The sequence below is a fragment of the uncultured Flavobacterium sp. genome (assembly GCF_963974175.1).
Taxonomy (GTDB): Bacteria; Bacteroidota; Bacteroidia; order Flavobacteriales; family Flavobacteriaceae; genus Flavobacterium.
In genome coordinates this window covers 496,135-522,962 of sequence record NZ_CAXBBR010000002.1, presented here as the reverse complement: position 1 = coordinate 522,962, position 26,828 = coordinate 496,135, and the positions used below count along the sequence as shown (strand labels likewise).

21 protein-coding genes and 1 pseudogene are annotated in these 26,828 nt (G+C 34.8%); 7 read left to right on the top strand and 15 right to left on the bottom strand.

The annotated features are described in order from the left end of the window. Positions 1-21 precede the first annotated feature (21 nt). The 4 genes from AAC069_RS05190 to AAC069_RS05175 form a co-directional block, all read right to left on the bottom strand. A complete protein-coding gene (locus AAC069_RS05190; protein WP_339919418.1) occupies positions 22-2,847 on the bottom strand; it encodes a TonB-dependent receptor in 2,826 nt (941 codons plus the stop codon). 296 nt (positions 2,848-3,143) lie between these two features. Continuing rightward, the gene (gene glmS / locus AAC069_RS05185; RefSeq protein WP_339919417.1) at positions 3,144-4,991 is read right to left on the bottom strand and encodes a glutamine--fructose-6-phosphate transaminase (isomerizing); all 1,848 of its coding nucleotides are present in this window, start codon (positions 4,989-4,991) and stop codon (positions 3,144-3,146) included. 7 nt (positions 4,992-4,998) lie between these two features. Further along, positions 4,999-6,561 (bottom strand): DUF4270 domain-containing protein, encoded by a 1,563-nt coding sequence (locus AAC069_RS05180; protein ID WP_339919416.1) that lies wholly within the window; start codon positions 6,559-6,561, stop codon positions 4,999-5,001. 16 nt (positions 6,562-6,577) lie between these two features. Further along, on the bottom strand, positions 6,578-7,390 hold the full coding sequence (locus AAC069_RS05175; RefSeq protein ID WP_339919415.1) for a glycogen/starch synthase: 813 nt from the start codon (positions 7,388-7,390) through the stop codon (positions 6,578-6,580). A 78-nt stretch (positions 7,391-7,468) separates the two neighbouring features. Here AAC069_RS05175 and panC point away from each other — a divergent pair, with 78 nt between their 5' ends. The 6 genes from panC to AAC069_RS05145 all read left to right on the top strand — a co-directional run bounded on the left by panC (position 7,469) and on the right by AAC069_RS05145 (position 14,279). Further along, a complete protein-coding gene (panC, locus tag AAC069_RS05170; RefSeq protein WP_339919414.1) occupies positions 7,469-8,347 on the top strand; it encodes a pantoate--beta-alanine ligase in 879 nt (292 codons plus the stop codon). 14 nt (positions 8,348-8,361) lie between these two features. After that, positions 8,362-8,712 carry an aspartate 1-decarboxylase gene (gene panD / locus AAC069_RS05165; protein ID WP_091085215.1) on the top strand — a complete coding sequence of 117 codons (351 nt, stop codon included), beginning with the start codon at positions 8,362-8,364 and terminating at the stop codon, positions 8,710-8,712. A 192-nt stretch (positions 8,713-8,904) separates the two neighbouring features. Beyond that, positions 8,905-10,047 carry an alpha/beta hydrolase-fold protein gene (locus AAC069_RS05160; RefSeq protein ID WP_339919413.1) on the top strand — a complete coding sequence of 381 codons (1,143 nt, stop codon included), beginning with the start codon at positions 8,905-8,907 and terminating at the stop codon, positions 10,045-10,047. Further along, positions 10,047-11,408 (top strand): DNA repair protein RadA, encoded by a 1,362-nt coding sequence (gene radA / locus AAC069_RS05155; protein WP_339919412.1) that lies wholly within the window; start codon positions 10,047-10,049, stop codon positions 11,406-11,408. Before AAC069_RS05160 ends, radA begins: the two co-directional genes overlap by 1 nt. Positions 11,409-11,701: 293 nt before the next feature. After that, positions 11,702-12,115: a hypothetical protein gene (locus AAC069_RS05150; RefSeq protein WP_091085223.1), complete on the top strand. Its 414-nt coding sequence runs from the start codon at positions 11,702-11,704 to the stop codon at positions 12,113-12,115. Between the two features lie 202 nt (positions 12,116-12,317). Further along, positions 12,318-14,279 carry a biosynthetic peptidoglycan transglycosylase gene (locus tag AAC069_RS05145; protein WP_339919411.1) on the top strand — a complete coding sequence of 654 codons (1,962 nt, stop codon included), beginning with the start codon at positions 12,318-12,320 and terminating at the stop codon, positions 14,277-14,279. Positions 14,280-14,361: 82 nt separating this feature from the next. Here AAC069_RS05145 and AAC069_RS05140 read toward each other — a convergent pair whose 3' ends face one another. From AAC069_RS05140 to AAC069_RS05130, 3 genes are all read right to left on the bottom strand, one after another. Continuing rightward, positions 14,362-15,402, bottom strand: a complete 1,041-nt coding sequence (locus AAC069_RS05140; protein WP_339919410.1) for an aldo/keto reductase — start codon at positions 15,400-15,402, stop codon at positions 14,362-14,364. Between the two features lie 169 nt (positions 15,403-15,571). Continuing rightward, complete coding sequence (locus tag AAC069_RS05135) at positions 15,572-16,513, bottom strand: OmpA family protein (RefSeq protein WP_339919409.1); 942 nt, start codon at positions 16,511-16,513, stop codon at positions 15,572-15,574. A 39-nt stretch (positions 16,514-16,552) separates the two neighbouring features. Further along, positions 16,553-17,317: an exodeoxyribonuclease III gene (locus tag AAC069_RS05130; protein WP_339919408.1), complete on the bottom strand. Its 765-nt coding sequence runs from the start codon at positions 17,315-17,317 to the stop codon at positions 16,553-16,555. Positions 17,318-17,454: 137 nt separating this feature from the next. Here AAC069_RS05130 and AAC069_RS05125 point away from each other — a divergent pair, with 137 nt between their 5' ends. Further along, positions 17,455-19,257: a lysophospholipid acyltransferase family protein gene (locus tag AAC069_RS05125; protein ID WP_339919407.1), complete on the top strand. Its 1,803-nt coding sequence runs from the start codon at positions 17,455-17,457 to the stop codon at positions 19,255-19,257. A 57-nt stretch (positions 19,258-19,314) separates the two neighbouring features. Here the strand turns inward: AAC069_RS05125 and AAC069_RS05120 are convergent, their stop codons facing one another. The 8 genes and pseudogenes from AAC069_RS05120 to AAC069_RS05085 all read right to left on the bottom strand — a co-directional run bounded on the left by AAC069_RS05120 (position 19,315) and on the right by AAC069_RS05085 (position 26,779). Beyond that, a complete protein-coding gene (locus tag AAC069_RS05120) occupies positions 19,315-19,596 on the bottom strand; it encodes an NINE protein (RefSeq protein WP_339919406.1) in 282 nt (93 codons plus the stop codon). A 47-nt stretch (positions 19,597-19,643) separates the two neighbouring features. Then, a complete protein-coding gene (locus AAC069_RS05115) occupies positions 19,644-19,970 on the bottom strand; it encodes a VOC family protein (RefSeq protein ID WP_339919442.1) in 327 nt (108 codons plus the stop codon). Positions 19,971-20,063: 93 nt separating this feature from the next. Next, positions 20,064-20,993 (bottom strand): annotated as a pseudogene (locus tag AAC069_RS05110) (2-hydroxyacid dehydrogenase); the annotation flags it as partial. 543 nt (positions 20,994-21,536) lie between these two features. Next, positions 21,537-22,313 (bottom strand): pyrroline-5-carboxylate reductase, encoded by a 777-nt coding sequence (proC, locus tag AAC069_RS05105; RefSeq protein ID WP_339919405.1) that lies wholly within the window; start codon positions 22,311-22,313, stop codon positions 21,537-21,539. An 81-nt stretch (positions 22,314-22,394) separates the two neighbouring features. Continuing rightward, a complete protein-coding gene (gene mgtE, locus AAC069_RS05100; protein WP_339919404.1) occupies positions 22,395-23,747 on the bottom strand; it encodes a magnesium transporter in 1,353 nt (450 codons plus the stop codon). Beyond that, positions 23,737-24,516 (bottom strand): 16S rRNA (adenine(1518)-N(6)/adenine(1519)-N(6))-dimethyltransferase RsmA, encoded by a 780-nt coding sequence (rsmA, locus tag AAC069_RS05095; RefSeq protein ID WP_074720062.1) that lies wholly within the window; start codon positions 24,514-24,516, stop codon positions 23,737-23,739. Before rsmA ends, mgtE begins: the two co-directional genes overlap by 11 nt. A 125-nt stretch (positions 24,517-24,641) precedes the next feature. After that, complete coding sequence (locus AAC069_RS05090; protein ID WP_339919403.1) at positions 24,642-24,953, bottom strand: DUF4286 family protein; 312 nt, start codon at positions 24,951-24,953, stop codon at positions 24,642-24,644. 47 nt (positions 24,954-25,000) lie between these two features. Beyond that, complete coding sequence (locus AAC069_RS05085; RefSeq protein WP_339919402.1) at positions 25,001-26,779, bottom strand: tetratricopeptide repeat protein; 1,779 nt, start codon at positions 26,777-26,779, stop codon at positions 25,001-25,003. Positions 26,780-26,828 lie beyond the last annotated feature (49 nt).

Genomic DNA, 26,828 nt, shown 5'->3' with positions numbered 1-26,828 from the left:
TTTTTAAAAATTTTATAAGTATTACGGGTTAATTGTCCAAGAAGCAAAATACTGTTGCCCTATCAATCCAGCACCTAATACTTGCGCATATTCTTTACCACCTATATTCGAAGCCCCTAACTTAAGCGTTGATTTTAATTTAGGAAGTTCATAATTAATTTGAGCATCAATTACGGTAGCAGCATCGATTATACCATCTACCATAGTAGATTGCCATAAGTATGCACTGCTATATCTTCCACTTACATTAAAACCAAAGTTTTTAAATAATTTTTCGTTTCCGAAAGACGCTTTTATCTTGTGCTTAGGAGTGTTAAAACCAGCTTCAAAACTTGGGTCTTTTGCTTGATCATATTTAAATTCAGCAAAATTATAATTAACCCCTACTTCAAAATCTCTGTATACTTTTCTAGACAAACCTAGACCAAAACCAAGAGATTCAATCTCAACTTTAGTATTTGTGTACAATTGAAAAGCTCTAAAATTTCCAGTTGAAAGCGCGTGTACCGATTGAAACCCTGGATCTGTAGCGCTAGGAGTTCCACTTGGCGCATCTTGAGTAGTACCATATAAAGGTGCAACTACATTAAGATTTCCAATAAAGTCATTGTAAATATTATAATACCCATTAACATCTACTGAAAAGCCTGATATAAATGAACGATAACCTAGTTCAAAAGCTTTCACTTTTTCTGGCTTAACATAATCAATATTAGTCTTTTCCAACAATGCAGGATTTCCAGCTGCTGAAAACGCTCTCACTGATGATGCTGTATATGAATTATTATAGGCATTTAATCCTGTGATTGTAACACTTGAACCACCAGCAAAAGCTTGACCCGTAACTGTCGCAACCGGCAGCACTTCGCTATATCTCGTCAAGTTATCCGGAGCTGATCCTAATAAAATTGCACTACCTACGTTAAAACCAATGTACTGATCTTGAGTAGATGGATTTCTAAAGCCCGTTTGAAATGATGCTCTAAAATTATGTCTTCTGCTTTCACCACCTGAATATACTAAAGATACTCTTGGAGAAACATTCCCGTCAAAATTCTGTGCTTTATCATAACGCATAGAACCTGTGAATTTCAATCTGTCGTCAATGAACTTCCTTGTTAACTGCGTATAAACTCCATATTCATTGTACAAAATAGGTCCATCTTTATCTGTATATATTCTACCATGAGAATTCAATTGATATTCTCTATAAGAACCTCCAACTTGAATTTCAGCAAATTTAATTAGATCTTTAAAGTTATAATTTGCATCTGAATGGTAGATCTTAGAATTGTCAACCAATTTTGACCCTGAAAGCACGCTTGCTTCATTAGTTACTTGATTAAAAGCTGATTTAAATCCAGCACTACCAGGCAATAACCTACCTGTATCTGCTACATTTCTCGCTGCAATATGTGCGTTTTCAGGTGTTGCCCCATTCAAAGTAGCACCAGCATACGTTGCTGCATACTGACCAAACCAGGTTTTGTCATCTTTCCACACCCTATTAATATTAATACCAGTAAAAAGCATATCATAAGAGTTTCCACCATCTTCTGTAGTAGTATATCCTCTCACGAAAAAGTTTTTCCCTTTAATCTCTAATTTATGTTGTTGCATAAAAAAGTTATTCAAGTAATACCTATTTGCACCTTGATAAACTGCATTACCATACCCAAACTTACTTTGCCAAATAACCTCAAGATCATTTGCAAAAGGCTTGTAATGAACAGAGAAGTCAATCTTAGTATTACTAGCTTTATTATCCGTTAAATCAGTTTCGTTATATCCTGTTCTACTTACATTATAGTTAGGAAGGATATTATTAAAAGCTGCATATTGAGCCTGAGTAATAGCTCCCGCACCCAAAAGTCCAGCAGCAACTCCTTTTATATTTGTAGTAACTTCATCACCATAAACATTGACACCATCATAATTCACATGATTTCTATCTCTTCCAGCAACGGTCTTATCATCATAATTTGTAGCATACCAGTCCGTACCGCGCATGTATGTAAAGTTAGCTTTTGCAGCTAGCTTTGGACTAAATGCATGTGCCATTCTAATTCCGTAATCAACATAGTCGTTTGAACCAGCTGCTTTTTGGCTTGTTTGTCCAAATTTTGCGTAAGCAGTAATTCCTGGACTTGTAAATGGGCTCTTGCTATTCATGAACAAAATACCATTAAATGCATTTGCCCCGTATAAAGCAGAAGATGCTCCTGGAAGCAACTCAACACTTTGAACGTCTATTTCTGACACCCCAATCATATTCCCAAGAACAAAGTTCAACAAAGGAGAAGAGTTATCCATTCCGTCAACCAACTGCATGAAACGCGTATTTGCAACAGTTGCAAAACCACGAGTGTTGATAGACTTGAACGACAAACTACTTGTATTCATCTGTACTTCTTTCAAATTTTCCAATCCGTCATAAAAAGTAGCAGATGCTGACTTTTTAATATCAGCAATTCCCATTCTTTCGATCGTAACCGGAGACTCTAAAACTCTTTCAGGAGTTCTTGAAGCTGACACCACAATCTCATTAAGTAAGTTCGCCTCATCTTTTAAAGTGACATTTACCTTTTGGTTTTTTGTCGTAATAGTAACCTTAGTCGAAATAAACCCAACACTTGAAATCTCAATCACATAAGGCAATTGACTCGAGGACGTTAAAGTAAATTTCCCTTCACCGTCAGTAACCGTGCCGGCGTCATCTCCAACGATTTTAATGTTAGCTCCAATAACTGATTGAGCATCACTGTCAGTAACGGTACCTGAAATCGAATTTTGAGCAAAACTTAAGCTGCAAAAAAACAATGACAATAAAAGTAAATACATTTTCATTTGGTTGAATTTTATTGATTTAGATGACCAAAGTACAATTATTTTTAATATTAATAAAAAAACGTTAAAAATTTTCCATTATTGTTAGCTTTTTAAAGCGGTTTTAACATTTCCGACATTGCTATTTTATCAATTAAAATTAAAATTTTAGTTCAAATTCATTAAAATACTATGCATACATATAAAATTTGTTAAAAAAATGCATTTATCATAAAAATTGAGCTTTTTAAATATTTTAAACAAAAAAAAAGCAAGATTTACATCTTGCTTTTTTTTGTATGAATTTATTGAATTTCTTATTCCACCGTTACTGATTTCGCCAAATTTCTCGGCTGATCCACATTACATTCTCTCATTACCGCTATATGGTATGATAAAAGTTGCAATGGTATTGTTGTAATCAATGGAGACAACGCATCTGAAGTTTCGGGGATTTCAATAACATAATCTGCTAATTCCCTAACCTGAGTATCGCCCTTAGTCACTACAGCAATAATTCTTCCACTTCTCGACTTAATTTCCTGTATATTACTTACAATCTTATCATAATGACCTTGTTTTGGAGCAATAACAACTACCGGCATCTGCTCATCAATCAAAGCAATTGGACCATGTTTCATTTCTGCAGCAGGATAACCTTCAGCATGGATATAGGATATCTCTTTAAGCTTTAAAGCTCCTTCTAGTGCAACTGGAAAATTATAACCACGTCCTAAATACAAGCAATTAGGGGCATCTTTAAAAGTAGCCGCAATTTCTTTGGCACGATCGTTAGTTTCCAAAGCTTCTCTTACTTTCTCAGGTATTAACTCTAATTCTTGCAAATACATATGAAAATCAGAAAGAGACAATGTCCCTTTGGCTTTAGCCAAACGCAAAGCGATCATGGTCAATACAGTAATTTGAGTCGTAAAAGCTTTAGTAGATGCAACACCTATTTCTGGCCCAGCATGTGTATAAGCACCTGCATGAGTTTCTCTCGATATAGAAGAGCCTACCACATTACAAACTCCAAAAACAAAAGCTCCATTCTCTTTCGCTAATTTAATAGCAGCCATTGTATCAGCCGTTTCTCCAGATTGAGATATAGCAATTACTACATCATTACTGTTTATTATTGGGTTTCTGTATCTAAATTCTGAAGCGTATTCCACTTCTACAGATATTCTTGCAAATTCTTCAAAAATATACTCAGCAACTAATCCTGCGTGCCACGATGTACCACAAGCAACAATAATAATTCTATCTGCGTTTAAGAACTTTTCTAAATTGTCCTCTACTCCAGCCATTTGAATTATCCCTTCATTAGCATGAAGTCTTCCTCTATAGGTATCCTTTATTACGTCAGGTTGCTCGTATATCTCTTTTAACATAAAATGATCATAACCTCCTTTTTCAATTTGCTCCAAATTCATTTGAAGTTCTTGAATATAAGGATCAACCAAAGAATCATCTTTGATTTTTCTTACTTTCATCTTTTTCTCTAATCTAATAACAGCCATTTCACCGTCTTCTAAATACACCGCATTTGAAGTGTATTCTATAAACGGAGAAGCATCTGAAGCAATAAAATATTCTCCTTCTCCAATACCAATTGCCAACGGACTACCTAAGCGCGCCGCTACAATTTCATTTGGGTTTTTTTTATCAAAAACAGCAATCGCGTAAGCACCCACCACTTGGTTAAGAGCAATTTGAACTGCTTTTCCTAACTTAATATTTTCATTCTTTTGAACTTCTTCAATAAGATTCACAAGTACTTCAGTATCTGTATCAGAATGAAAAACATAACCCCTCTTAATTAACTCTACTTTTAAAGGAGCGTAATTTTCAATAATTCCATTGTGAATTATTACTAAATCCCCAGAATTAGAAAGGTGAGGATGTGAATTTACATCATTAGGAACACCATGTGTTGCCCAACGCGTATGTCCAATACCTATTGTTCCATTAGTCGTGATTTCTTTTGAAGCTCGTTCTTCAAGATCCACAACCTTTCCTTTTGTCTTACATAATTTAATGGCATCACCATCATATATCATAACACCGGCACTATCATACCCTCTGTACTCAAGTCTTTTTAACCCTTTTATTACTATAGGATAAGCTTCTCTATGACCAATATATCCAACAATTCCACACATACTTTATTTAATTAGGTTTTGTATAATAAATTTCAAGTTTCAATCTTTTGTCATCAGCAACCGCTGCAGTACTACCGTAAAAAACCGTACCTAACGGACTCATAACAGAAGCTTTGGGGAATTGTGAAATAACACCGCTTGTACTTCTTAACTTAGATGAAGTTATGGTATTTATATCTTCTGTGATTACTACGCCTAATTTTACATTAGTAGAATCAGCATTTTTAATTAAGTTCCTAATATGATTTGTAATTCTTACTTTATAGGTGTTGTCTTCTGTTTTAACAGTATTTAAAAGACCCCCAAAAACAATTTTTCCGTTTTTTTCATTTGTTCCAGCACTTCCATCATTATAATAATCTACAATTGGACGATTATTATTTAAATCATAAAGATAAATACGGTTAGGCTTAGATGCAGTTCCTAAAGCAGTTGCATCCACATGAAAAACAAGACTAGCTTCATTTATCAACCATCCGCTTTCTCTAATTGTCTTTAATTCAGTTGTATTAAAAAGCTCTAAAATTGCCATAGAACCTTCACCACCTTTTAGATATAATTTTGAATCTCCAACAGTTGTATTGATGTTTGCTGCATTTGTCGCATTAGCATAAGAAGTATTGGTATTACTTTGATCTAATAAACTAACCGTGTTTCCCGTAAGGTTAAGCACAATCGACTTATCAATTCTCGTAGCATCAGTATCAGATGTGTTTTCTTTGTACTTAATAGTGATCTTACCCTTTTTAAAGTCTAAAGAAGCCATATTAGAAGCACTACTTCCAGATTTTTCAACTTTAAAGTACAATCCTCTAAAGTAATCTTTAAAAATATCATTAGTAGCCAACTTACCTGAAGCTGAAGCATCAATTATTTTAGTTTTAAAATAACTCATATTCAAATCCAAACGCATTCCAGGAGCAACACGAGTAATTACATCTTTTCCATCTGTAGTTACTGTAGTTTTATATTGCGCATTACTAAAGAAAAAAGCATCATTCTGAGTTGCATCCGAAGAATTATTCAAACGACTACCAATCTTAGCATTATTAAAATCTGAATTTTGATTTGTATAATATTTTTGAGCTTCCTGAAAACTGGCAGCAGGATCAAGATCCCTCATAAAATACCCAGACTCATAAACACTCAACATAATTTTAGCATCTGAAGGACCTTGAATTGAATCCAACTTATACGTCCCATCTCCATTAGCATCCGTAGATACTAAGGTACTGAAATATGGAACCGTTAAAACAACACTTTCAATTACCGGATTAATACCGATCGTTGGATTAGCAGACTCTAAAACTATTTGTGTTGCAAAATTTGCTGTGGTTGTCCCAAAAGCAGAATTGTCATAAATTCCTAATGAATTTACGCTAAGATTATTTGATTGTATGGGCCCTACTTTTTGATTATAAGACACGACACTTGATGTGTATTTTACAAAATCAAAATGATTGTCCCCTATCAGACCATCTCCAATTGAATTATAGTCTTTATCACAAGAATAAAGAAAAACAACACACGCAACTAATAGAATTTTCTTAAAAAAAGAATTATTGTACATATTCGATAATAAAAGTTTAAATTGATAGAACCTCGTCTTTATAAAAATTGGTATACGCTTCCGCGAATTCATCTTTAGGGACGAAAGGTAAAAAAGGTTTTCCTGAAGATTCTATAAATTTTGTTAAACTTGGAGACAGACCCTCCGAAGCAATAATAACAGCATCAGAATGCTTAATTGTTGCTTTGATAATACTCTCATAATCTGGATTTTCTAAATCAGCAATCGCATCTAAAGGAACCCCGTCAAGCTTTATTTTATTAATCATTTCAGCATCTAAAATTCCTTCAAACGACTGACTGTACACCGATGTAACAATTTTCGTATCGGAAAACAACGCTTCATTTTTATAATAATGCTTCATGTAGATTGGCAACATTGCCGCCATCCAGCCATGAACATGAATGATATCTGGAACCCAATTCAGTTTTTTAACTGTCTCAACTACTCCTTTTGCAAAGAAAATAGCACGCTCATCATTGTCAGCATACATTACTCCTTCTTCATCAGCAAATGTCGCTTTCCTTTTAAAGTATTCATCATTGTCAATAAAATACACTTGTATCCTCTCTTTAGGTATGCTAGCCACCTTAATTATCAAAGGCATATCCAAGTCATTCACAACTAAATTCATCCCTGAAAGCCTAATTACCTCATGTAACTGGTGTCTTCTCTCATTAATATTCCCATATCTCGGCATAAAAATTCTGATTTGCCCACCTTGATCATTAATCATCTTTGGTACGTCATATGACATTAAAGACACCTCATTCTCAGCCAGGTAAGGCACCACTTCAGATGATACATATAATATCCTCTTATCTTTCATATTGTAATTTGCTAAATTTATTGGTAATAAAAACCATGCAAAATTACAAAAATTTATGCAGTTATTAACTAATATATTATGTTTGCACTAAATTTAAACAAAATACCCATGCCTATTTTCTATGGAAAAGCAGCTTTGATAGACTATTTGAAATCTATTAAGACTCAAAATTCTACAATTGGTTTCGTTCCCACAATGGGTGCATTACATCAAGGACACCTTTCCTTAATGCAACAGTCACTAGCAGAAAACGACACTACTGTGGTTAGTATTTTTGTAAATCCAACGCAGTTTAACAATCCTGAGGACTTATCAAAATACCCAAGAACATTAGAAGCAGATATAGAAAAAATAAGCGGATTAAGCACTGATATCATTTTATATGCTCCAGCAGTAGATGATATTTACGAAGGAAAAGTACTGTCCCAGGCTTTCGATTTTGATGGATTAGAAAATCAAATGGAAGGAAAATTCAGACCAGGTCACTTTGACGGAGTAGGAACGATCGTAAAACGTCTTTTCGAAATTGTAACCCCTACAAATGCTTATTTTGGAGAAAAAGATTTCCAACAATTGCAAATTGTAAAAAAAATGGTATCGAAAAGTAAGCTGAAGGTCAATGTAATTGGATGCGATATTTACAGAGAATCCAATGGTCTCGCCATGAGCTCTAGAAATGAGCGATTGACAGAGCAAGAGCGATCAGACGCATCTTTAATTTTTACAACTTTAAATCTCGCAAAAGAAAAATTCAAAACAAATAGCGCCACGGACGTAACAAAATGGGTAGAAAAATCATTCGACCAACACCCTTCTTTTGACCTAGAGTATTTTCAAATCGCAGATGAAACAACACTTACACCTTGTTTAAGAAAAAGCGACAGTAAAAACTACCGCGCTTTCATAGCAGTTACCATCAATAACATAAGATTGATTGACACCATTTCATTAAATTAATTTACTTTTGTAGCATGCAAATTCAAGTATTAAAATCAAAAATTCATCGGGTAAAAGTAACCGGAGCCGATTTAAACTATATCGGTAGTATTACTATAGATGAAAACCTGTTAGACGCCTCAAATATTATTGAAGGTGAAAAAGTTTCTATTGTAAACATCAACAACGGAGAACGTTTTGAAACCTACGCCATAAAAGGAGAGCGTAATTCAGGTGAAATAACTCTAAATGGTCCAGCCGCAAGAAAAGTCCAAAAAGATGATATTATCATTATTATCTCCTACGCTACCTTAGAGTTTGAAGAAGCAAAAACGTTCAAGCCTTGGATTATTTTTCCAAATGAAAACGACAACTCTTTGACTTAAGCCATTTAAAATCAATTCCTCTCTTCAATTTACCGCTGTATTTTGAAGACCATTACTATTGTATATTCATGCTGAAAATACCCTTTCAGCATGAAACTATTTTACAGATTCTATTTTTTTATTAAAGTAATTAAAGTCTTATATTGCTACTCCATTTAGAATAAAATTAATTTTTTTAAACACCTCTAAATCATGAAACAGCTATTCGTATTGCTATTCTTTACTTTTTCTATGTTTTCTCAAAAAACCACAGAATCATTTACCTCAAAAAAGTTAGGAACAACTAGAGAAATAACCGTGGGATTACCTTCTACCTATGAGCTAAATCCAACTAAAAAGTACCCTCTACTAATTTTACTCGATGGCGAATACTTATTCGACCCTTTTTATGGAGCTTTAGATTATGGAACCTATTGGGATGACTTACCAGAAACTATTGTTATTGGAATAAATCAAAGAAATAGCCGAATGGAGGACTGCCGCTTTAACAATGACAACGGCTTACCTTCTGGAAAAGGAGCTGACTTTTTTGAATTTATTGGCGGAGAATTACTACCCTATATTGAAAAAAAATACCGCATTGCTCCGTTTAAAATAATTGCAGGTCACGATACTACCGCCGGTTTTTTGAATTTTTTCCTTTACAAAGACAATCCTCTTTTTGATGCCTATATCTCATTAAGTCCCGAGTTTGCCCCAGAAATGGAATCTCGAATTCCGGAAAAAATTGCGCAAGCAAAAAAAGCCATATTCTACTATCAATCATCAGCTGATGGCGATATTAGACAACTTCGCGAGCCGATAAAAAATTTAGATGCAAACCTAAAAACCATTGCTAATTCAAATATTGATTATAAATATGATGAGTTTCAAAATGCTTCTCATTACTCTTTGGTTCTTTACTCGATTCCCAGCGCCTTGTATCAAATTTTCGACTCCTACAAACCCATTTCTTCATCTGAATTTACAGAAAAAATAGTGACCCTTCAAAGTGGATATGTTGATTATCTGACAAATAAATATGATTTAATCTCAAATAAATTAGGACTAAAGATTCCGGTCAGACTAAATGACTTTAAAGCAATTGAAGCTGCTATTTTAAAAAACAACGCTTATAATGAACTAGATAAATTAGCTGAAATTGCCGATAAAAACTACCCAAAATCAATGTTAGCCTCCTATCAATTGGGCTTAATGTATGAGAAAATGGGTGATGCAAAAAGAGCAGCTAATAAATACCAACAAGCATCTCAACTAGAAGAGATTGGCAACTTAACAAAAGACATGATGTTTGATAAATATGACAGCATGAAAAGTTTAACACAAAAAAAATAATGTCAAAAGTAAAAACTTCTTTTTTCTGTCAGAATTGTGGCGCCCAATACGCAAAATGGCAAGGGCAGTGTAACTCCTGCAAAGAATGGAATACCATAGCCGAGGAAATTATCCAAAAACAAGAAAAAGTAGCCTGGAAAAGTGAAACAACCGTAACAAGTAAAGCACCCAAGCCTTTAAAAATAAATGAAATCAATTCTACACAGGAAATCCGCATGGACACTACTGACTCGGAATTAAACAGAGTACTTGGAGGCGGTATCGTTCCTGGATCCCTAATATTATTAGGCGGTGAACCCGGAATAGGAAAAAGTACATTGTTGCTTCAAATTTCACTAAAATTACCCTACAAAACTTTATATGTTTCTGGCGAAGAAAGCCAAAAGCAAATAAAAATGAGAGCCGAAAGAATTACTACATCGAGTGACAACTGTTATATCCTTACCGAAACAAAAACGCAAAATATCTTTAAGCAAATTGAAGCTATTGCCCCCGAAATCGTAATCATTGATTCGATTCAAACATTGCACACCGACTACATTGAATCTACGGCCGGAAGTATTTCTCAAATACGCGAAACAACAGCTGAACTAATCAAGTTTGCCAAAGAAACCAACATTCCCGTTATATTGATTGGCCATATTACCAAAGACGGAAACATTGCTGGACCAAAAATATTGGAGCACATGGTTGATACTGTTTTGCAATTTGAAGGAGATCGCAACCACGTCTACCGTATTTTACGATCACTAAAAAATCGTTTTGGTTCGACTGCTGAAATTGGAATTTATGAAATGCTGGGAAGCGGACTACGCGAAGTCTCAAATCCATCCGAAATATTAATTTCGCATAAAGACGAAGAACTCTCCGGTACAGCGATTGCCTCTACCTTAGAAGGCATGCGACCATTGATGATTGAAATACAATCATTAGTTAGCACTGCAGTTTATGGGACACCGCAGCGAAGCACAACGGGCTACAATGCCAAGAGACTGAATATGATTTTGGCCGTTCTGGAAAAAAGAGCTGGTTTCCGCTTAGGAGCCAAAGACGTTTTTCTAAACATCACCGGCGGAATTAGCGTAGATGACCCAGCTATTGATTTAGCGGTCGTAGCGGCCATTTTATCCTCTAATGAAGACATTCCGGTGAACAAAGATTTTTGTTTTGCTGGAGAAGTTGGTCTATCAGGAGAAATTCGTCCTGTGAACCGCGTTGATCAACGCATTCAAGAAGCCGAAAAACTGGGATTCTCCACTATTTTCGTATCCAAATACAATAAAATTACATTAAAAAATACCGGAATAAAAATTCAACTTGTAGCAAAAATAGAAGATGTAGCCAGTATGCTTTTTGGATAAAAATCAATTAAAATTTCAAACCAGAAATAAAACAAAGCTACATCATCGCACATTATTCATATTGATCTTTAGTTATTTACATGTTAATTTTTATGCTATCGCTAATTTATTTCGTATTTTTATAAAACGAATCTTTTTTCCCTTTTAAAGGCTACTATGGTGTTGACTTTTGATAAATCATTGATTCGAAACTATCAATCTAAAAGCAATTTTAGACTACGCATTTAATATCACTTTCCTATTAAAATTAGAACTGTCTACTATAATTAATAACATTATTAAACGTATAAAAGATGAAAAAGCAAACAGGTATTTGGATTGACTCAACAAAAGCAATCATTGTAACTCTCGAAGATGGAAAAGAAGCAGTTAGTGAAATTCAATCTGATCTTGAGAATAGAGTATATCATGATAAAGAAGGTGACAAAGGAAGCTTTTTTGGCGGTCAACATATTGACTCTCAAAAATCCTTTGATGAAAGAAAGAAGCATCAAATTAACAGCTATTTCAAAGACATTATATCCACTGTTAATGAATCTGATGAACTTTACATTTTTGGACCTGCAGAAACAAAAACAAAACTTCAACAAAAAATCAACGGTGAAAAATCGACTATTGCTAGTAAGCTAAAGTCAGTTGAAACGGCGGATAGTATGACCTCTAACCAGATCATTGCCAAAGTAAAAAAATTCTACAATCAAAAATAACGTCATTTACCCCTTAGATTTGGCATTATTTAAATCATAAAACATCCTACTATAAAACTACAATACACAATTATTGTAGTTTTTTTTATGACCGAAATAAAAAATTATCTCCTATCCCATAATTATTCCACTTTAAAAAAGAGATTAGCATATATTCTTTTAAATTTGTTTCTCAATCGATTCTTAAAATAGCCTACAATTTATGAAAACCGGAAAACAGAAGATAATTTTACTCCTGAAAGTGTTTGTGGTATTCCTATTCCTAATCGCTATCGGTTTTTTTGTTTTTAGAGATTCTATTTTACAGCAAGCAATTGAAAAAACTTCGACTAAAATCGAGCAAAAGTACAATAGCAATTTATCTATAAAAAAAGCCTCATTTGACGGATTTTCAGGTATTAGCCTTACTGAAATTACCTTAGTCCCTAAAAACGTAGATACACTATTTAGCATCCAAAAAATGAAAACCAGTATTAATTTCTGGCATTTGCTATTAGGAGATGTGCAACTGGGCACTTTGGAAATTAAAAATGGAATGGTACAACTTGTACAGAAAGGAACTGTGAAAAATTTCGCCGCATTTCTCAAAAAAGACAATGCAGAATCAAATACCAACGAAAAAAGAGATTATGCAGCTTTTGCTTACCGAATTATTTCGAAAGCGTTAAACTTAGTCCCAACGGATATGAGCGTCGAAAACCTGAAATTTAAACTAGATGATAATGGTAAAAAAGCAACTATCGATATTAAAAAATTGGTCCTTTTTGATAAGGAGCTCGAAACTTCCATAGATGTCCAAACTAATACCTTTGCTCAGCGTTGGAAAATTAGCGGTTTTGCCGACCCAAGAAATAAAAAAGCAGATATTAGAATCTTCAACAAAGACACCGGTGCTATAAAAGTTCCGTATTTTGACGAAAGGTATAACCTAAAGTCTAGTTTTGATTCGATTCGGTTAAACATCCAAAATATCGATAAAAGTGGCGGCGAATTGCATATTGATGGTTTCACTTCGATCACCAACTTTAGGATAAACCACCCTAAAATAGCCAGTAAAGATGTTGTAATCAAAAATGCACGGTTTGACTATCGTTTCTTGCTGGGCTCTAATTTTATATCAGTCGACAGCAGTTCCACGGTGCAATTCAATCAGGTTAAATTCCGCCCATACATGTCTTATAATACGGAAGCCGACACCATTTACAAACTCAAAGTGGTTATTCCTAAAATGAAAGCCCAGGATTTTATATCCTCTCTCCCTGATGGCTTGTTTACTAATTTTCAAGGGATGCAGGCCGAGGGAACCTTTGATTACAAACTGGATTTTAAATTCAATCAAAACAAACCAGACCAACTAGTTTTTGACAGCAATTTGAAAAAGGAAAAATTAAAAATAACGAAATACGGAGAAGCAAATCTCACCAAACTGAACGGGGAGTTCGTCTACAGAGCAATTATAAAAGATGTACTGCAACGACCGATTTTAGTAGGCGCATCTAATCCAAATTACACACCGACAGACCAAATATCATCTTACTTAAGAAAATGTGTTTTAACAACCGAAGACCCTTCTTTTTTCTCCCATCATGGATTTATAAATGAAGCGTTCAAACAGTCTATTGTCAAAAACATAAAAACCAAAAAATTCTCTCGTGGTGCTAGCACGATTAGCATGCAATTGATAAAAAATGTTTTCCTTACCCGCGAAAAAACGGTGTCTCGAAAACTGGAGGAAATCTTGTTGGTTTACATTTTGGAAAACAACCGCATCGTCAGCAAAGAACGCATGCTTGAAGTATATTTTAATATTATTGAATGGGGACCCAATGTATATGGAATAGGTGAAGCAAGTCGTTTCTACTTCCAGAAAAATCCTTCCGAATTAACCTTCAACGAATGCTTATTTCTGGCTCGAATCATACCAAGCCCCAAAAAATTTATGTATCAGTTTAATGATCAAGGCAAACTAAGAGATTTTGCTACTAAACAGGAATCCTTTTTAACGAACATAATGACTAGAAGAGGGCTACTGAGCATTGACGATACGATTTACAAATCGCAGCCCCTACTTATCTCAGGAGCAGCAAAATCTTATCTTCAATTAAAAGTACAAGATTCCATACCGATTGACTCGCTGTCAGTTAATGAAGAGTTTGAATTTTAAAATTCAAAAAACTTTAAAAGCAAAAACCCAATAAGTGTTGTCACCTATTGGGTTTTTATAATGATTACTTCATTACGCCTCACTACGGAGCCGGATCAGGAATTATAGCCTGTACTTCATCAATTGCTTTCAATATTTCATCAGACAATGAGACTTGAATAGTATCTATATTTTCTTTCAATTGCTCCATTGTTGTAGCTCCAATAATCGTACTAGTTACAAAAGGCTGCTGTTCGATAAAAGCCAGTGACAATTCCGTTAAGCTTAGCCCATTTTTTCGAGCAATCTCCTGATAGAGCTTTGTTGCTTCGGTACATTGGACGCTATTGTACCTTGAATATTGAGGAAACAAATTAATCCTTGCTTTAGGATGTTTTTCTCCCGTTAGGAATTTTCCAGACAGCACTCCAAAAGCCATAGGAGAATAAGCTAGCAATCCCACGTTCTCTCGATAGCCAATTTCGGCTGACCCAGTTTCATAAAGCCTATTCAATAATGAATAAGGATTTTGAACTGTTTTTATCCTCGGCAAATTATGGTGTTTACTTTCTTCCAGAAAACGCATGATTCCCCATGGCGTTTCGTTAGATAGTCCGATGTGCTTAATTTTACCTTCCTTTATAAAGTCTCCTAATGTATCTAAAACGGCGTGAATATTTTCTTCCCAAGCATCATCTTCTTGCACCTTAAACCCTCTTTGACCGAAAAAATTTGTTTTACGTTCTGGCCAATGCAATTGATACAAATCAATATAGTCTGTTTGAAGACGCTGTAAACTGTTGTCTAACGCATATTTTATACTTGCAGGTGAGAAGTCAGTGGTATCGCGCATATAAGCAAAATTAGGGTTAGGACCTCCAATTTTTGATGCCAAAACAACTTCTTCCCTTCTTCCTGTTTTTTTAAACCAGGTTCCAAGAATTCTTTCCGTACTACCATAGGTTTCCTCACGCGCCGGAACAGAATACATCTCAGCTGTATCAAAAAAGTTAACTCCGTGTTCAAGCGCATAGTCCATTTGCTCATGTCCCTCTGCTTCTGTATTTTGCTCACCAAAAGTCATGGTACCTAGGCATATTTTGCTAACTTTTATTTCAGTATTGGGTAGGGTTGTATATTTCATATATTACATTAAAAGTTTTAAAAAAATCAAAAGCGTGTAGCTACAAATGTACCTTTTATTGACAGTTCATAGTAGACCGTTAACAGATTTTTTAGAAACGTTCACTATATTAAACACAAAAAGGTTCAGCTTCTTACGGCTGAACCTTTTAAATTTAAAACTATACTATTTAGTTTATTTCATTCAACATTTCTGCGATTTCATCTAATCTTGGCGTTAAGATAATCTCAATTCTTCTGTTTTTTGCTTTTCCTTCTGCTGATGCATTACTAGCTAATGGCGAAAATTCTCCGCGTCCTGCAGCCGTTAAGTTTTGCTTATTAATATTTTTGTTTTCGCTTAAAATTGCAACTATAGCAGTGGCTCTTTTAGTAGATAAATCCCAGTTATCAGCTATAGGACCTGATGCACTAAAACGATCATCATCCGTATGTCCTTCGATTAAAACTGAAATATCAGGGTTGTCTCCCAATACTTTCCCTAGTTCTACAACTGCTTTCTTTCCTTCCGAACCTACAGCCCAACTACCAGAATTGAATAATAATTTATTTTCCATAGAAACGTATACTTTACCGTTTTTTTGTTCCACGGTCAAGCCTTTCCCTTCAAAGCTATTCAATGCATTTGAAAGTGTTTCTTTTAATTTTTTCATGGTTGCCTCTTTAGCAGCAATCAATGATTCCAATTCTTGCAACCTTTGAGCACTTTTACTTAATCGCTCTTGTTCAATTGCCAAAGCTTTTCCTTTAGCGTCTAATTGAGAAAGTAAATCACGATTCTTGCTCATATTACTTTGCAATGCCTCGTTGCTATTTTTCTCCAATGCTTTGTAAGACTCTTGCATCACTTCCATTTTATTGCTCAAAGCACCATAATCAGCCAGCCATTTGTCGCGTTCTGATTTCACTTTGCTTAGCTCTGTGTTCAAAGCATCTCGATCCAGCTCTAGTTGATTTTTTCCTTGTAAAAGAGCTGAGTTTTCATCAGATAAAGTTCTGTTTTCTTTCTTTAAATCGGTGAACTTATTCTCTAAATCATTGTAGATTTTCTTGGAAACGCAAGAAGTTGAAAGCGCTACAATTAACAATCCTAGTGAAATTCTTTTTATCATTTTTTATACTTTAAAATTATGTTGCATTTTATTATAAGTCTACTCTATCTCTACTAAAACGGGACAATGGTCAGAATGTTTTGCTTCGGGTAAAATAAGAGCTCTTTTTATTCTTTCTTTTAAAGGTTCACTTACTAAACAATAGTCGATTCGCCATCCTTTGTTATTGAGTCTAGCAGTAGGAACTCTCATCGTCCACCAGGTATAATTGTCTGGTTCTTTGTTTAAAAAACGAAAACTATCGATAAACCCATTATTCAAAAATGCATCAAGCCAAGCTCTTTCTTCCGGTAAAAAACCAGATACTTTTTTATTTCGAATGGGATCATGTATGTCTATGGCTTCGTGACATATGTTATAATCACCGCAAATCACAAGATTAGGAATCTCTTTCTTTAAATCTGTAATGTAATTCTGGAAATCATCCATAAACATAAATTTATGATCTAATCTTTCACTATTTGTCCCTGAGGGCAGATACAAACTCATCACTGACAACTCATCAAAGTCCACTCTGATATTCCTTCCTTCGAAATCCATATGCTCAATTCCCGTCCCAAAAACGACATTGTTCGGCTTTATTTTTGATAAAATAGCAACTCCGCTATATCCTTTTTTTGTAGCTGGAAACCAATAATGATAAGGATATCCCGCTAATTCAAAATCCAATAATGGAAGTTGTTCCGGCGACGCCTTAATTTCTTGAAGACAAACCACATCAGGATTTGCCTGTTGTAACCAGTCAATGAATCCTTTAGAAATTGCAGAACGAATTCCGTTAACATTATAAGATATAATCTTCATTTTGATATAATTTTGAATTTCAAAAGTAATGAAAATACACATGAAACAGTAGAAAAAACCAGAAAATACAATCCTGAAATAACCTAATAATAGACTTTTTGTTTATCTTTGTTTTTCGCTCAAAAAACAATACGTAAATGGGTTTAGTTACCGCAAAAGAGGTTGCAAAAGCAATAAATGCTGAAAAATATGGAATTCTGGGAACTTTTTCCGGCTGGCTTTTAATGAAAGCATTAAAAATATCTAAGCTTAATGAATTTTATGACGGTAATAAACATTTAAAAGATGTTGATTTCTTAAATGCCATATTAGACGACTTACAAATAAAATTTGAAATCCCCGAAGAGGATTTTAAAAGACTACCAAAAGAAGGTGCTTACATAACCATTTCTAATCATCCTTTAGGTGGTATAGATGGTGTTTTGTTATTGAAATTAATGCTCGAGAGAGAACCAAATTTCAAAATAATTGCAAACTTCTTATTGCATAGAATTGAGCCTCTCAAAAAATACATCATGCCTGTCAATCCTTTTGAAAATCATAAGGATGCTAAATCAAGCGTAATAGGGATCAAGGAAACTTTACGTCACTTGAGTGATGGAAAACCGCTTGGAATGTTTCCAGCAGGAGAAGTTTCTAGTTACAAAGACGGAAAACTTATGGTTGACAAACCATGGGAAGAAGGAGCAATTAAAGTAATCCGTAAAGCGCAAGTTCCCGTTGTTCCTATTTACTTTCACGCTAAAAACAGTTGGTTATTTTACTTCCTTTCTAAAATTAGCGGGACCTTTCGTACTGCAAAATTACCCTCAGAAGTTTTTAGCCAGAAGCATCGTGTTATAAAAGTGAGAATTGGAAAACCTATATCTGTCGCTGAACAAAACGAATACAAAACTATCGACGCCTATTCGGAATTCTTGAGAAAGAAAACCTATATGCTCGCTAATCCATATGAGAAAGAAAGTAAATTACTGATTCCTCCAACTTTAAAAATTCCTAAAAGCCCCAAAGAAATCGCAACTCCCGCCAATGGCGAAAAAATGATTGCAGAAGTCGATGCTTTAAGAAACACAGATTGCAGACTTTTACACAGCAAAAACTATGAAGTCTTTTTTGCTGAAGCCAATAAAATTCCAAATATTCTACATGAAATAGGTCGCTTGCGTGAAATCACATTTAGGGAAGTGGGCGAAGGAACGAATGAGTCTATTGATTTGGACAAATTTGACCAATACTACCACCATCTTTTTTTATGGGATGAGGATGCAAAAAAAATCGCGGGAGCTTATAGAATGGGTTTAGGCTCAGAAATCTACCCTAAATATGGCATCGAAGGTTTCTACTTGAATGAGCTTTTTCGTTTTGAACCAGAATTACATGACATGATGTACAAGTCTATCGAAATGGGTAGAGCATTCATCATCAAGGAATACCAGCAAAAACCAATGCCCCTTTTCTTACTATGGAAAGGAATCATTCATACGACTTTGCGTTTTCCGGAACACAAATTTCTTCTTGGCGGTGTAAGTATCAGTAATCAATTCTCTGATTTTTCAAAATCGTTGATGATTGAGTTCATGAAATCAAATTATTACGATCCCTACATAGCGCAGTATATCCACCCTAAGAAAGCCTATAAGGTAAAACTGAAAGATGCTGATAAAGATTTTATCTTTAATGAAACAGAAGCTGATTTAAATAAATTCGACAAAATTATCGATGAGTTGGAACCAGGTGTTTTACGTTTACCGGTTTTAATCAAAAAATACATCAAACAAAATGCAAAAGTGGTTGCCTTTAATGTTGATCCATTGTTCAACAATGCTGTTGATGGATTGATGTACATAAGGATTGCAGATATTCCAGAAAGCACAATGAAACCTGTTATGGAAGAATTTCAGGCAGAACTGGAAAGAAAATTAGCCGAAAAAGAGGATTAAAGTTTTCTTTCGATAATAAAACCAAAAAGTCTCGACAATGTCGAGACTTTTTTATGTTTAAAACCATCCTTTTTTATTAACCTGATAGGTTTGATAAAATTCCTGGTCTGACTTTGTCAAGTAGACTATTCCTTCTATAAGCCCAAGCAAGGCAGTAACTGTACCACAAGTACAAAGGCTAATGGCTAGCCAGATTATTCCTTCTGTCGTATATCCTAAAAGGAATTTATGAATCCCGAATGGCGCCAGAAGAATCGCCAATAAACCGGCAGCTATTTTTTTATTGTCTTCATGAACTGGTTGTGGGCTATTCCACGCTTCATGTTTTGAGTTTTCCATAGTAATTGATTAGTTGATCAACATTTGAAGAATAAATATATTAAAATTTATTTAAAAATGTAATCAATTGGCTCCCAAAGTTCAATTTTGTTTCCTTCAGGGTCCATTATCCAACCAAATTTACCGTAATCATAGCTCTCCATTTCTCCAACAATAGTGACACCTTCCTCTTTCAATTGCAGCAGCAACTCTTCTAAGTTATGTACTCTAAAATTCTGCATAAATTGTTTTTCACTAGGTGCAAAATAAGTCGTGTCCTCTGCAAATGGAGACCATTGCGTAGAACAATTATTACCCTTATTATCTTTCCACCAAAAGGTAGAACCATAGTCGTCTGTTTTTAATCCTAAGTGTTTGCAATACCAAGCAACCAATTCTTTAGAATTTTTTGACTTAAAAAACAATCCACCTATTCCAGTAACTCGTTTTTCATCGACCGCAATTTTATCTTCACCGAAATACTTTACTTTAATCTTATCTACAATAACTTGCGCTAGACGTTCGTGACTCTCGAAAGTCCATCCAGCGACATGCGGTGATAATATCACATTTTTAGCCTCTAATAAATATTGGAATGCTTCAGGAGTTTTATCTTCTTGGAAAAGGGTTTCAAAAGACAATTTTTCATACTCCAATACGTCCAGTCCCGCTCCCAGAACTTGCCCTGCGGCCATTGCAGCCACTAAGTCTGCTGTTACGATATTCTTGCCCCTAGAAGTATTAAAAATCCAGAAAGACTTCGCAAAAGCATTGATAAAACCAGCATCGACCATTTTATTGGTTTCAGGTGTCCATGGAATATGCAAACTCAACACATCTGCCTTCTGCTGTAATTCTTCTAGAGAAACCTGTTTTGCATTGGCATCACCAACATTCTCCAGAATATCATAGCACAATACGTCCACTTCAAAACCGCGAAGTTTTTTAGCAAAGGATTTTCCCATATTACCATAACCTATAATACCAACGGTTTTGCCGTCTAACTCATGACCTCTATTGCTTTCTCTGTTCCAATGTCCTGATCGAATTTCCCTATCTGCTTTATTCAAATTATTGAAAAGTGACAGAATCATTCCTAAAGTATGTTCAGCAACCGCATTTCTATTCCCTTCGGGAGCAGCAATCAGCGTTATATTTTTTGCAATCGCATAGTCGCAATCAATACTTTCAAGGCCGGCGCCTACACGGGCAATAAACTGTAAATTAGTGGCTTTATCCAAAAATATTTTGTCGATTTTGAAACGACTCCGAATTACTATTCCTTGGTATGATTGTATTTTGGCCTCGATTTCCTCTTTCGAAGAAGTAAAATCTTCGTGATTTTCAAAACCCAGTTCTTGCAATTGCCTCATTAAAATGGCATTGTTGCTATCAATATGAAGAATTTTAATATCCATGAAAATGATTTCTAAGTTAGAAATCAAAATTAATGAAAAAAAACACGGTTTATAGTTTTAAGAGCTAAATACATTCGAATTGCGACAAGCTGAAAAACAAAAAAACCATTTCCAAATTATTTAAATTTAGAAATGGTTTTCCACCTAATACTATTCATATTGAATACTATTATCAGTAAGTTCTATTAAAACACCTGGTTCAATTCTTTAAAATGGCGAAACTTTTTCTCCTCCAAATAAAAAATTAGAAATTCTTTCGTAAAAACTGTAAAGTAAATTTTTCATCATAATGTATATTAATTGTTAGTTTTCAATTATACCACTAGATAGAAAAGTAAGAGTAGATTAATAGGGCTATTACAAATTTACATTAAAATACAATTTAAATAAAACACTTAGACTGTTTTTCGATGTATGGTAATATAATCCGACGAACTACATGTTATTACACTTTTGTCTTACAAAGCACAGCAGACATAACAACTTAACAATAAGCACTTTCAAAAATTATTTATTTAAATCTCACACTACAACCTTTTAAAATTAACCTTTTATTTGATTTAAAGAAGTCTTGATTCCTCTAATCAATGAGGAACTAAATCCATGCATTTCCATTTCGTTAAGTCCCGCAATCGTACAGCCTTTAGGAGTCGTCACTCTATCAATTAATTGTTCTGGATGCACTTGTTCTTCCATGAGCATTTCAGCTGCCCCTTTCACAGTTTGTGCCGAAATGGCCAACGCCGTCTTCCAATCAAATCCTATTTCGATACCCGCCTGCATTGATGCTCTAATGTAACGCAAGGCAAAAGCAGTTCCACTCGCAGCCAAAACAGTAGCGGCATCCATTAATTTTTCATCTATAACAGGAGCAGTACCTAAGTCCTGAAACAAAGCAATAACAGCCTGAGCTTGCGATTGATTATTTTCGTTGAATGAAATACAAGTTGCAGACTCTCCAAATTGTGCTGCAATATTAGGCATGATCCTCATAGCCTGGTTTTTGTCTCCTATCTTACTTTGAAGCGCTTCGATTGACAAGCCACTTACTGCAGAAGCAATTGTTTTGTTTGTTATTTTTGGAAGTATATCAGCCAAAACGACATCCACTTGATATGGCTTTATAGTAAGGATAATTACGTCCGCATCTTCAATATTATGTGTATTGTCTGACGAAACAGTTATTCCTGCCTTTTCTAGATAAGCAATACTGGCCGTATTTCTTCTAGTTACAGTAACTTGATTATTTTTCGAAAATTTAGATATTCCTATTGCGATTGAAGTTCCAAGGTTTCCCCCTCCTATTATATGTACTTTCATTTCTACTTTTTTTGTTTTTTTAATCAATAAGTTAGCAATCAGTAACAAGTTGTGATTATACTAAAAATCAGAACTCTGAAATTAAAAGCCTAAAATAATTCTTGCAATTGAGAAGTAAATAAGAATCCCACAGATATCATTACTGGTCGTGATAAACGGTCCTGTTGCTAGTGCAGGGTCAATACCAAATTTATCCAACAATAACGGCACAAACGTTCCTATAAGCGACGCAATTATAATTACTGACATTAATGCCGTAGTAACAATTAAACCGATAACAATTTCGACATCCAAAAGAAAATGACTTCCTACGAATAGTATTACTGCGAGAATTAACCCATTAAGCAAACTAAGAGATACTTCTTTCATCAATCGACTAAACAAAGATCCTGTCAAGGTATTGTTTGCCAAACCTTGCACAATAATTGCCGATGATTGTACTCCTACATTTCCTGCCATTGCAGCAATTAGAGGGGTAAAAAAGAACAATTCTCCATGTTTTAACATAGCGCCTTCAAATAAACCCAACACTTTTACGGAGATAAAACCTCCTAGTAGCGCTAAAACTAACCAAGGTAATCGTGCTTTTGTATGCTCTAAAATACTATCATCCGCTTCTACATCCTTCGAGATACCCGCAGCTAACTGGTAATCCTGATCTGCTTCGTCCCTGATGACATCAATAATGTCATCAATGGTAATTCTCCCTACTAAACGACCCATCTCATCAATGACAGGAATAGCTTCCAAATCATATTTCTGCATGATTCGGGCCACCTCAACATCTTCAGTATCTACGTTAACGGAGTTTAATTTCCGAATATAAATATCAGTGATATTTGTTTTTGTTGATGTAGTTAACAAGTCTTTTAATGAAAGTCTTCCTTTCAATCTGTTTTCATCATCAACCACATAGATAGAATGTACACGAGAAACGTTTTCAGCCTGGATGCGCATTTCTTTGACGCAAGTCAACACGTTCCAGTTTTCATTTACTTTCACTAACTCTTTCCCCATCAATCCCCCTGCGGAGTTCTCGTCATAACGCAATAAATCAACAATGTCTTTTGCATGCTCAACATCATTCAATTCAGAGATTACTTCAGCCTTTAGATCCTGAGAAAGCTCGGCGATAATATCGGCCGCATCATTCGTATCCAGCTCATCTAATTCTTCCGCGATCTCTTTTGCCGACAGGCGACTTAATATATTTTCACGCAAATCATCTTCTAGTTCAAGAAGAATTTCTGCGGTTTTATCACTGTCTAATACTTTAAAAATATAGGTTGCCTCATCAAAATCAAGCTCATCCAAAATCTCAGCAATATCGGCATGGTGCATGTCATTCAATAAGGCTTCAAGTTCCCTATCGTTTTTATTGACAATGTGTTGCTCTAATTCGAGTATTAAGTTTTTGCTGATTTTAAATTCCATCCGCTTCTATTTTTTGGGTAAGTTCAATAAATTGCGCAACGTCTAACTGTTCTGGACGAAGGTCAAAGATTGGGTCTTCTCTTAAGCTATCAGATAGATTCATTGTTTTCAAACTGTTTCGCATGGTTTTACGACGTTGTTGAAAAGCCGTTTTAACTACGGTGAAAAACAACTTCTCCCCGCAAGGCAAACTATAATCTTTCTTTCTTCGCAAACGTAAAACACCCGATTTTACTTTTGGTGGCGGAATAAAAACATTTTCATCGACTGTAAACAAATATTCTGCATCATAAAAAGCTTGCACTAAAACAGACAGAATCCCGTATGCTTTAGTTCCTTTCTTTTCACAAATACGTTGTGCCACTTCTTTTTGGAACATTCCTGCAAATTCAGGAATCTGATCGCGGTATTCTAATGTTCGAAAGACAATTTGCGTCGAAATATTATAGGGGAAATTCCCGATAATAGCGAACTGCTTCCCTTCAAAGATTTCATTTATATTATATCTCAAAAAATCTTTTGAGATAATCTTATCTTTCAATTTTGGATAATTCTCATCCAAGTAGGTTACGGATTCCGTATCGATTTCAATTACATAAGTAGTAACCGGTTTTTCTAACAAATACTTAGTTAAAACACCCATCCCAGGCCCTATTTCCAATATATCATCATACCCTTCCAAGTTCAACGTGTCGGCAATATCCTTAGCGATGCTTTCATCCTTTAAGAAGTGTTGTCCGAGGTGTTTTTTGGCTTTTACTTTTTCCATTTTCTTTTGTTTTTCCACAAAGGCACAAATGCACTAAGTGTAATTTTGATTGTAACTTACTTTTAGCAACTATGCAAAAGCAGGTTCCCGACTATTGCCAGAACGCTTAAAACTGAATACTGAATTTAGTGTTCAGAAATCACTTCCAATTCTGTTCTAAATGCAAGCATTTTTTCTCCAAACAACTTTGTTCCTTCTTCACGAAATCTTGGTGCATCTTCCTGATAATATTTTTCCAGTGTCTCCTTACTATCTGTTGTGTACTGCGCCGAATACGTCACACCGCCCATTTCTTCTTCTATTAATACGCGAACTAATCTGGCGGCAGTAAATTTTCCCGTAGCCAAAATTTCAGGAATGTGTTTATGCTGCATCCATATCATCCATTGGTCATGAACGCTTTCATGTATGTTTGTGGTAACGTTGTATATAATCATTTCTTACTTTTTAAATGTTGATTTGTTTGATCGGCTAAGCCATTAAACTATAAATTAGTATCTCCCCGTAATTGCCTGAAATTTTTTCTGGCTTCTACAAAATAAATACTGTCTTCGTGATTAAAAATTATCTTTTCATATAACGGCCTGGCCTTTTCTACTTCTTTCAACTTTTTATTATAAATCTCAGCCGAAAAAAACAAAGCCTCATCAATGTAAATACCGTCGCTATGATGGTCAATAATTTCTTGATATTGGCTTAAAGCCAAATTATAGTCGGCTGTTTTCTCATAAATCTTTCCTAAACGCAATAAGGTAACCGATTCTATTTCCTGTCCCTTGTAATTTTTCAAGATCGATTGAAACTGAGCTATCGCTTCCTGATTTCTATTCTGATATAAAAGATAGTCTCCTTTTGCAAATTCCTTTAAGGCTGTTTGTGTCGAATCAGCCGCCGTATTATCATTTATCAATAGAAAATATTCTAGTGCATCATTTGCTATGAGTTGGGTATTGGCTGATTTTAGTTCCTTGAACTGTTTCAATGCCCACACAAAATCAGTTTTAAAATAACTCGTTTTAGCTGCTTTCAAACTGGCTTCATGCGCTACCACATCATTTTTCAAATCCATCTCAATCTGAGAATAATAGATTAATGCCTGATTGAATTTTTCTTCAAAAAGTAAAATATCCGCTAATTCCATTTTGGCCTGCGCGACTTTATAATCATCCAATCGTAAATCAAGCGCTTTTTTAATAATTGCTCTTCCTTGCTCCGGATTTTTTAAATTAAACGCCACAAAATGCGCCTGAATTAATTGCAAAGATAAGGTAAAAGGGCTGATTTCATATTCTGTCAACAAAGCTTCTATTTCTGCATTGATATTTGCAAAATCTTTTTCCTTTGCCTTTTCTATTTTTATGCTGATCAAATAGGTATTTGCCTGAACAAGTAATTCAAGATCCTTAGTGTTTTCCAATACAAATCCTAAAATTTCAACTGCCATTTCCTGATCGTCTTCTTCAACGGCAAGATGCGCTAAATTGACTATATTAGACAGGGATTCCGGATTGCGTTTATAGATGGCTTTTTCTTGAATAAAGGCTTTAGAAAATTCTTTTTGTTGCACGTAAAACCAGCTTAAATAACGGTTCCAAAACAAATCTTGGCTTTTTTGTCCCCGCACAATCAATCCTTTTCTGAGCATTTCACTAAAGTTAGCATCACTGTCATCTGTCATGAAACGAGACAATTGATTTTGAATCATTATCGAATTTTGCGGAGTCGCATACGATTCATCCAAAAAAGTAGAAATCATCATTTCTGTATTACCTAATTGCCCGTAAAGCAATCCTTTCTGATAATTGAAATTATATTTGGGTTCTACTTCTGAAGCAGTTTGATACGCTTTTAGAGCATATTCTAACAACACTTTTTTCTCGAATGAATTGGCTATACCATAGACTTCATTCGGATTTTTCTTGATTCGGTCTATCGCTTGGTCGTAGTAACTTTTGGCTTTAGCCTGATTCTTTTGTAGCTGAGTATTATAACCCAGTTCTACTAAAAGGTTTCCCTGATTGTATTTGTCTAGTCGCATTTGGATTGCTTTCTCCGCAATGTCAAATTGCTGTAATTGTTGGTAACAATCAACAGTCCTTAAAAAATACTGCATGTTTTGTGGGACGCTGAGCAATAATTCCTCATACCCCATTTTAGCTTTTTCAAAATCTCCTTTATCATAGTAGTACTGCGCTAATTGCTCGTTTTGAGCAAATGCAAACAGCGAGAATGACAAAGTGATAAATAGAAAGAGCTTTTTCATGAATCGCAATTTTCAGGTTTTCAGTCTCAGTTCTCCGTTTTCATTCGCA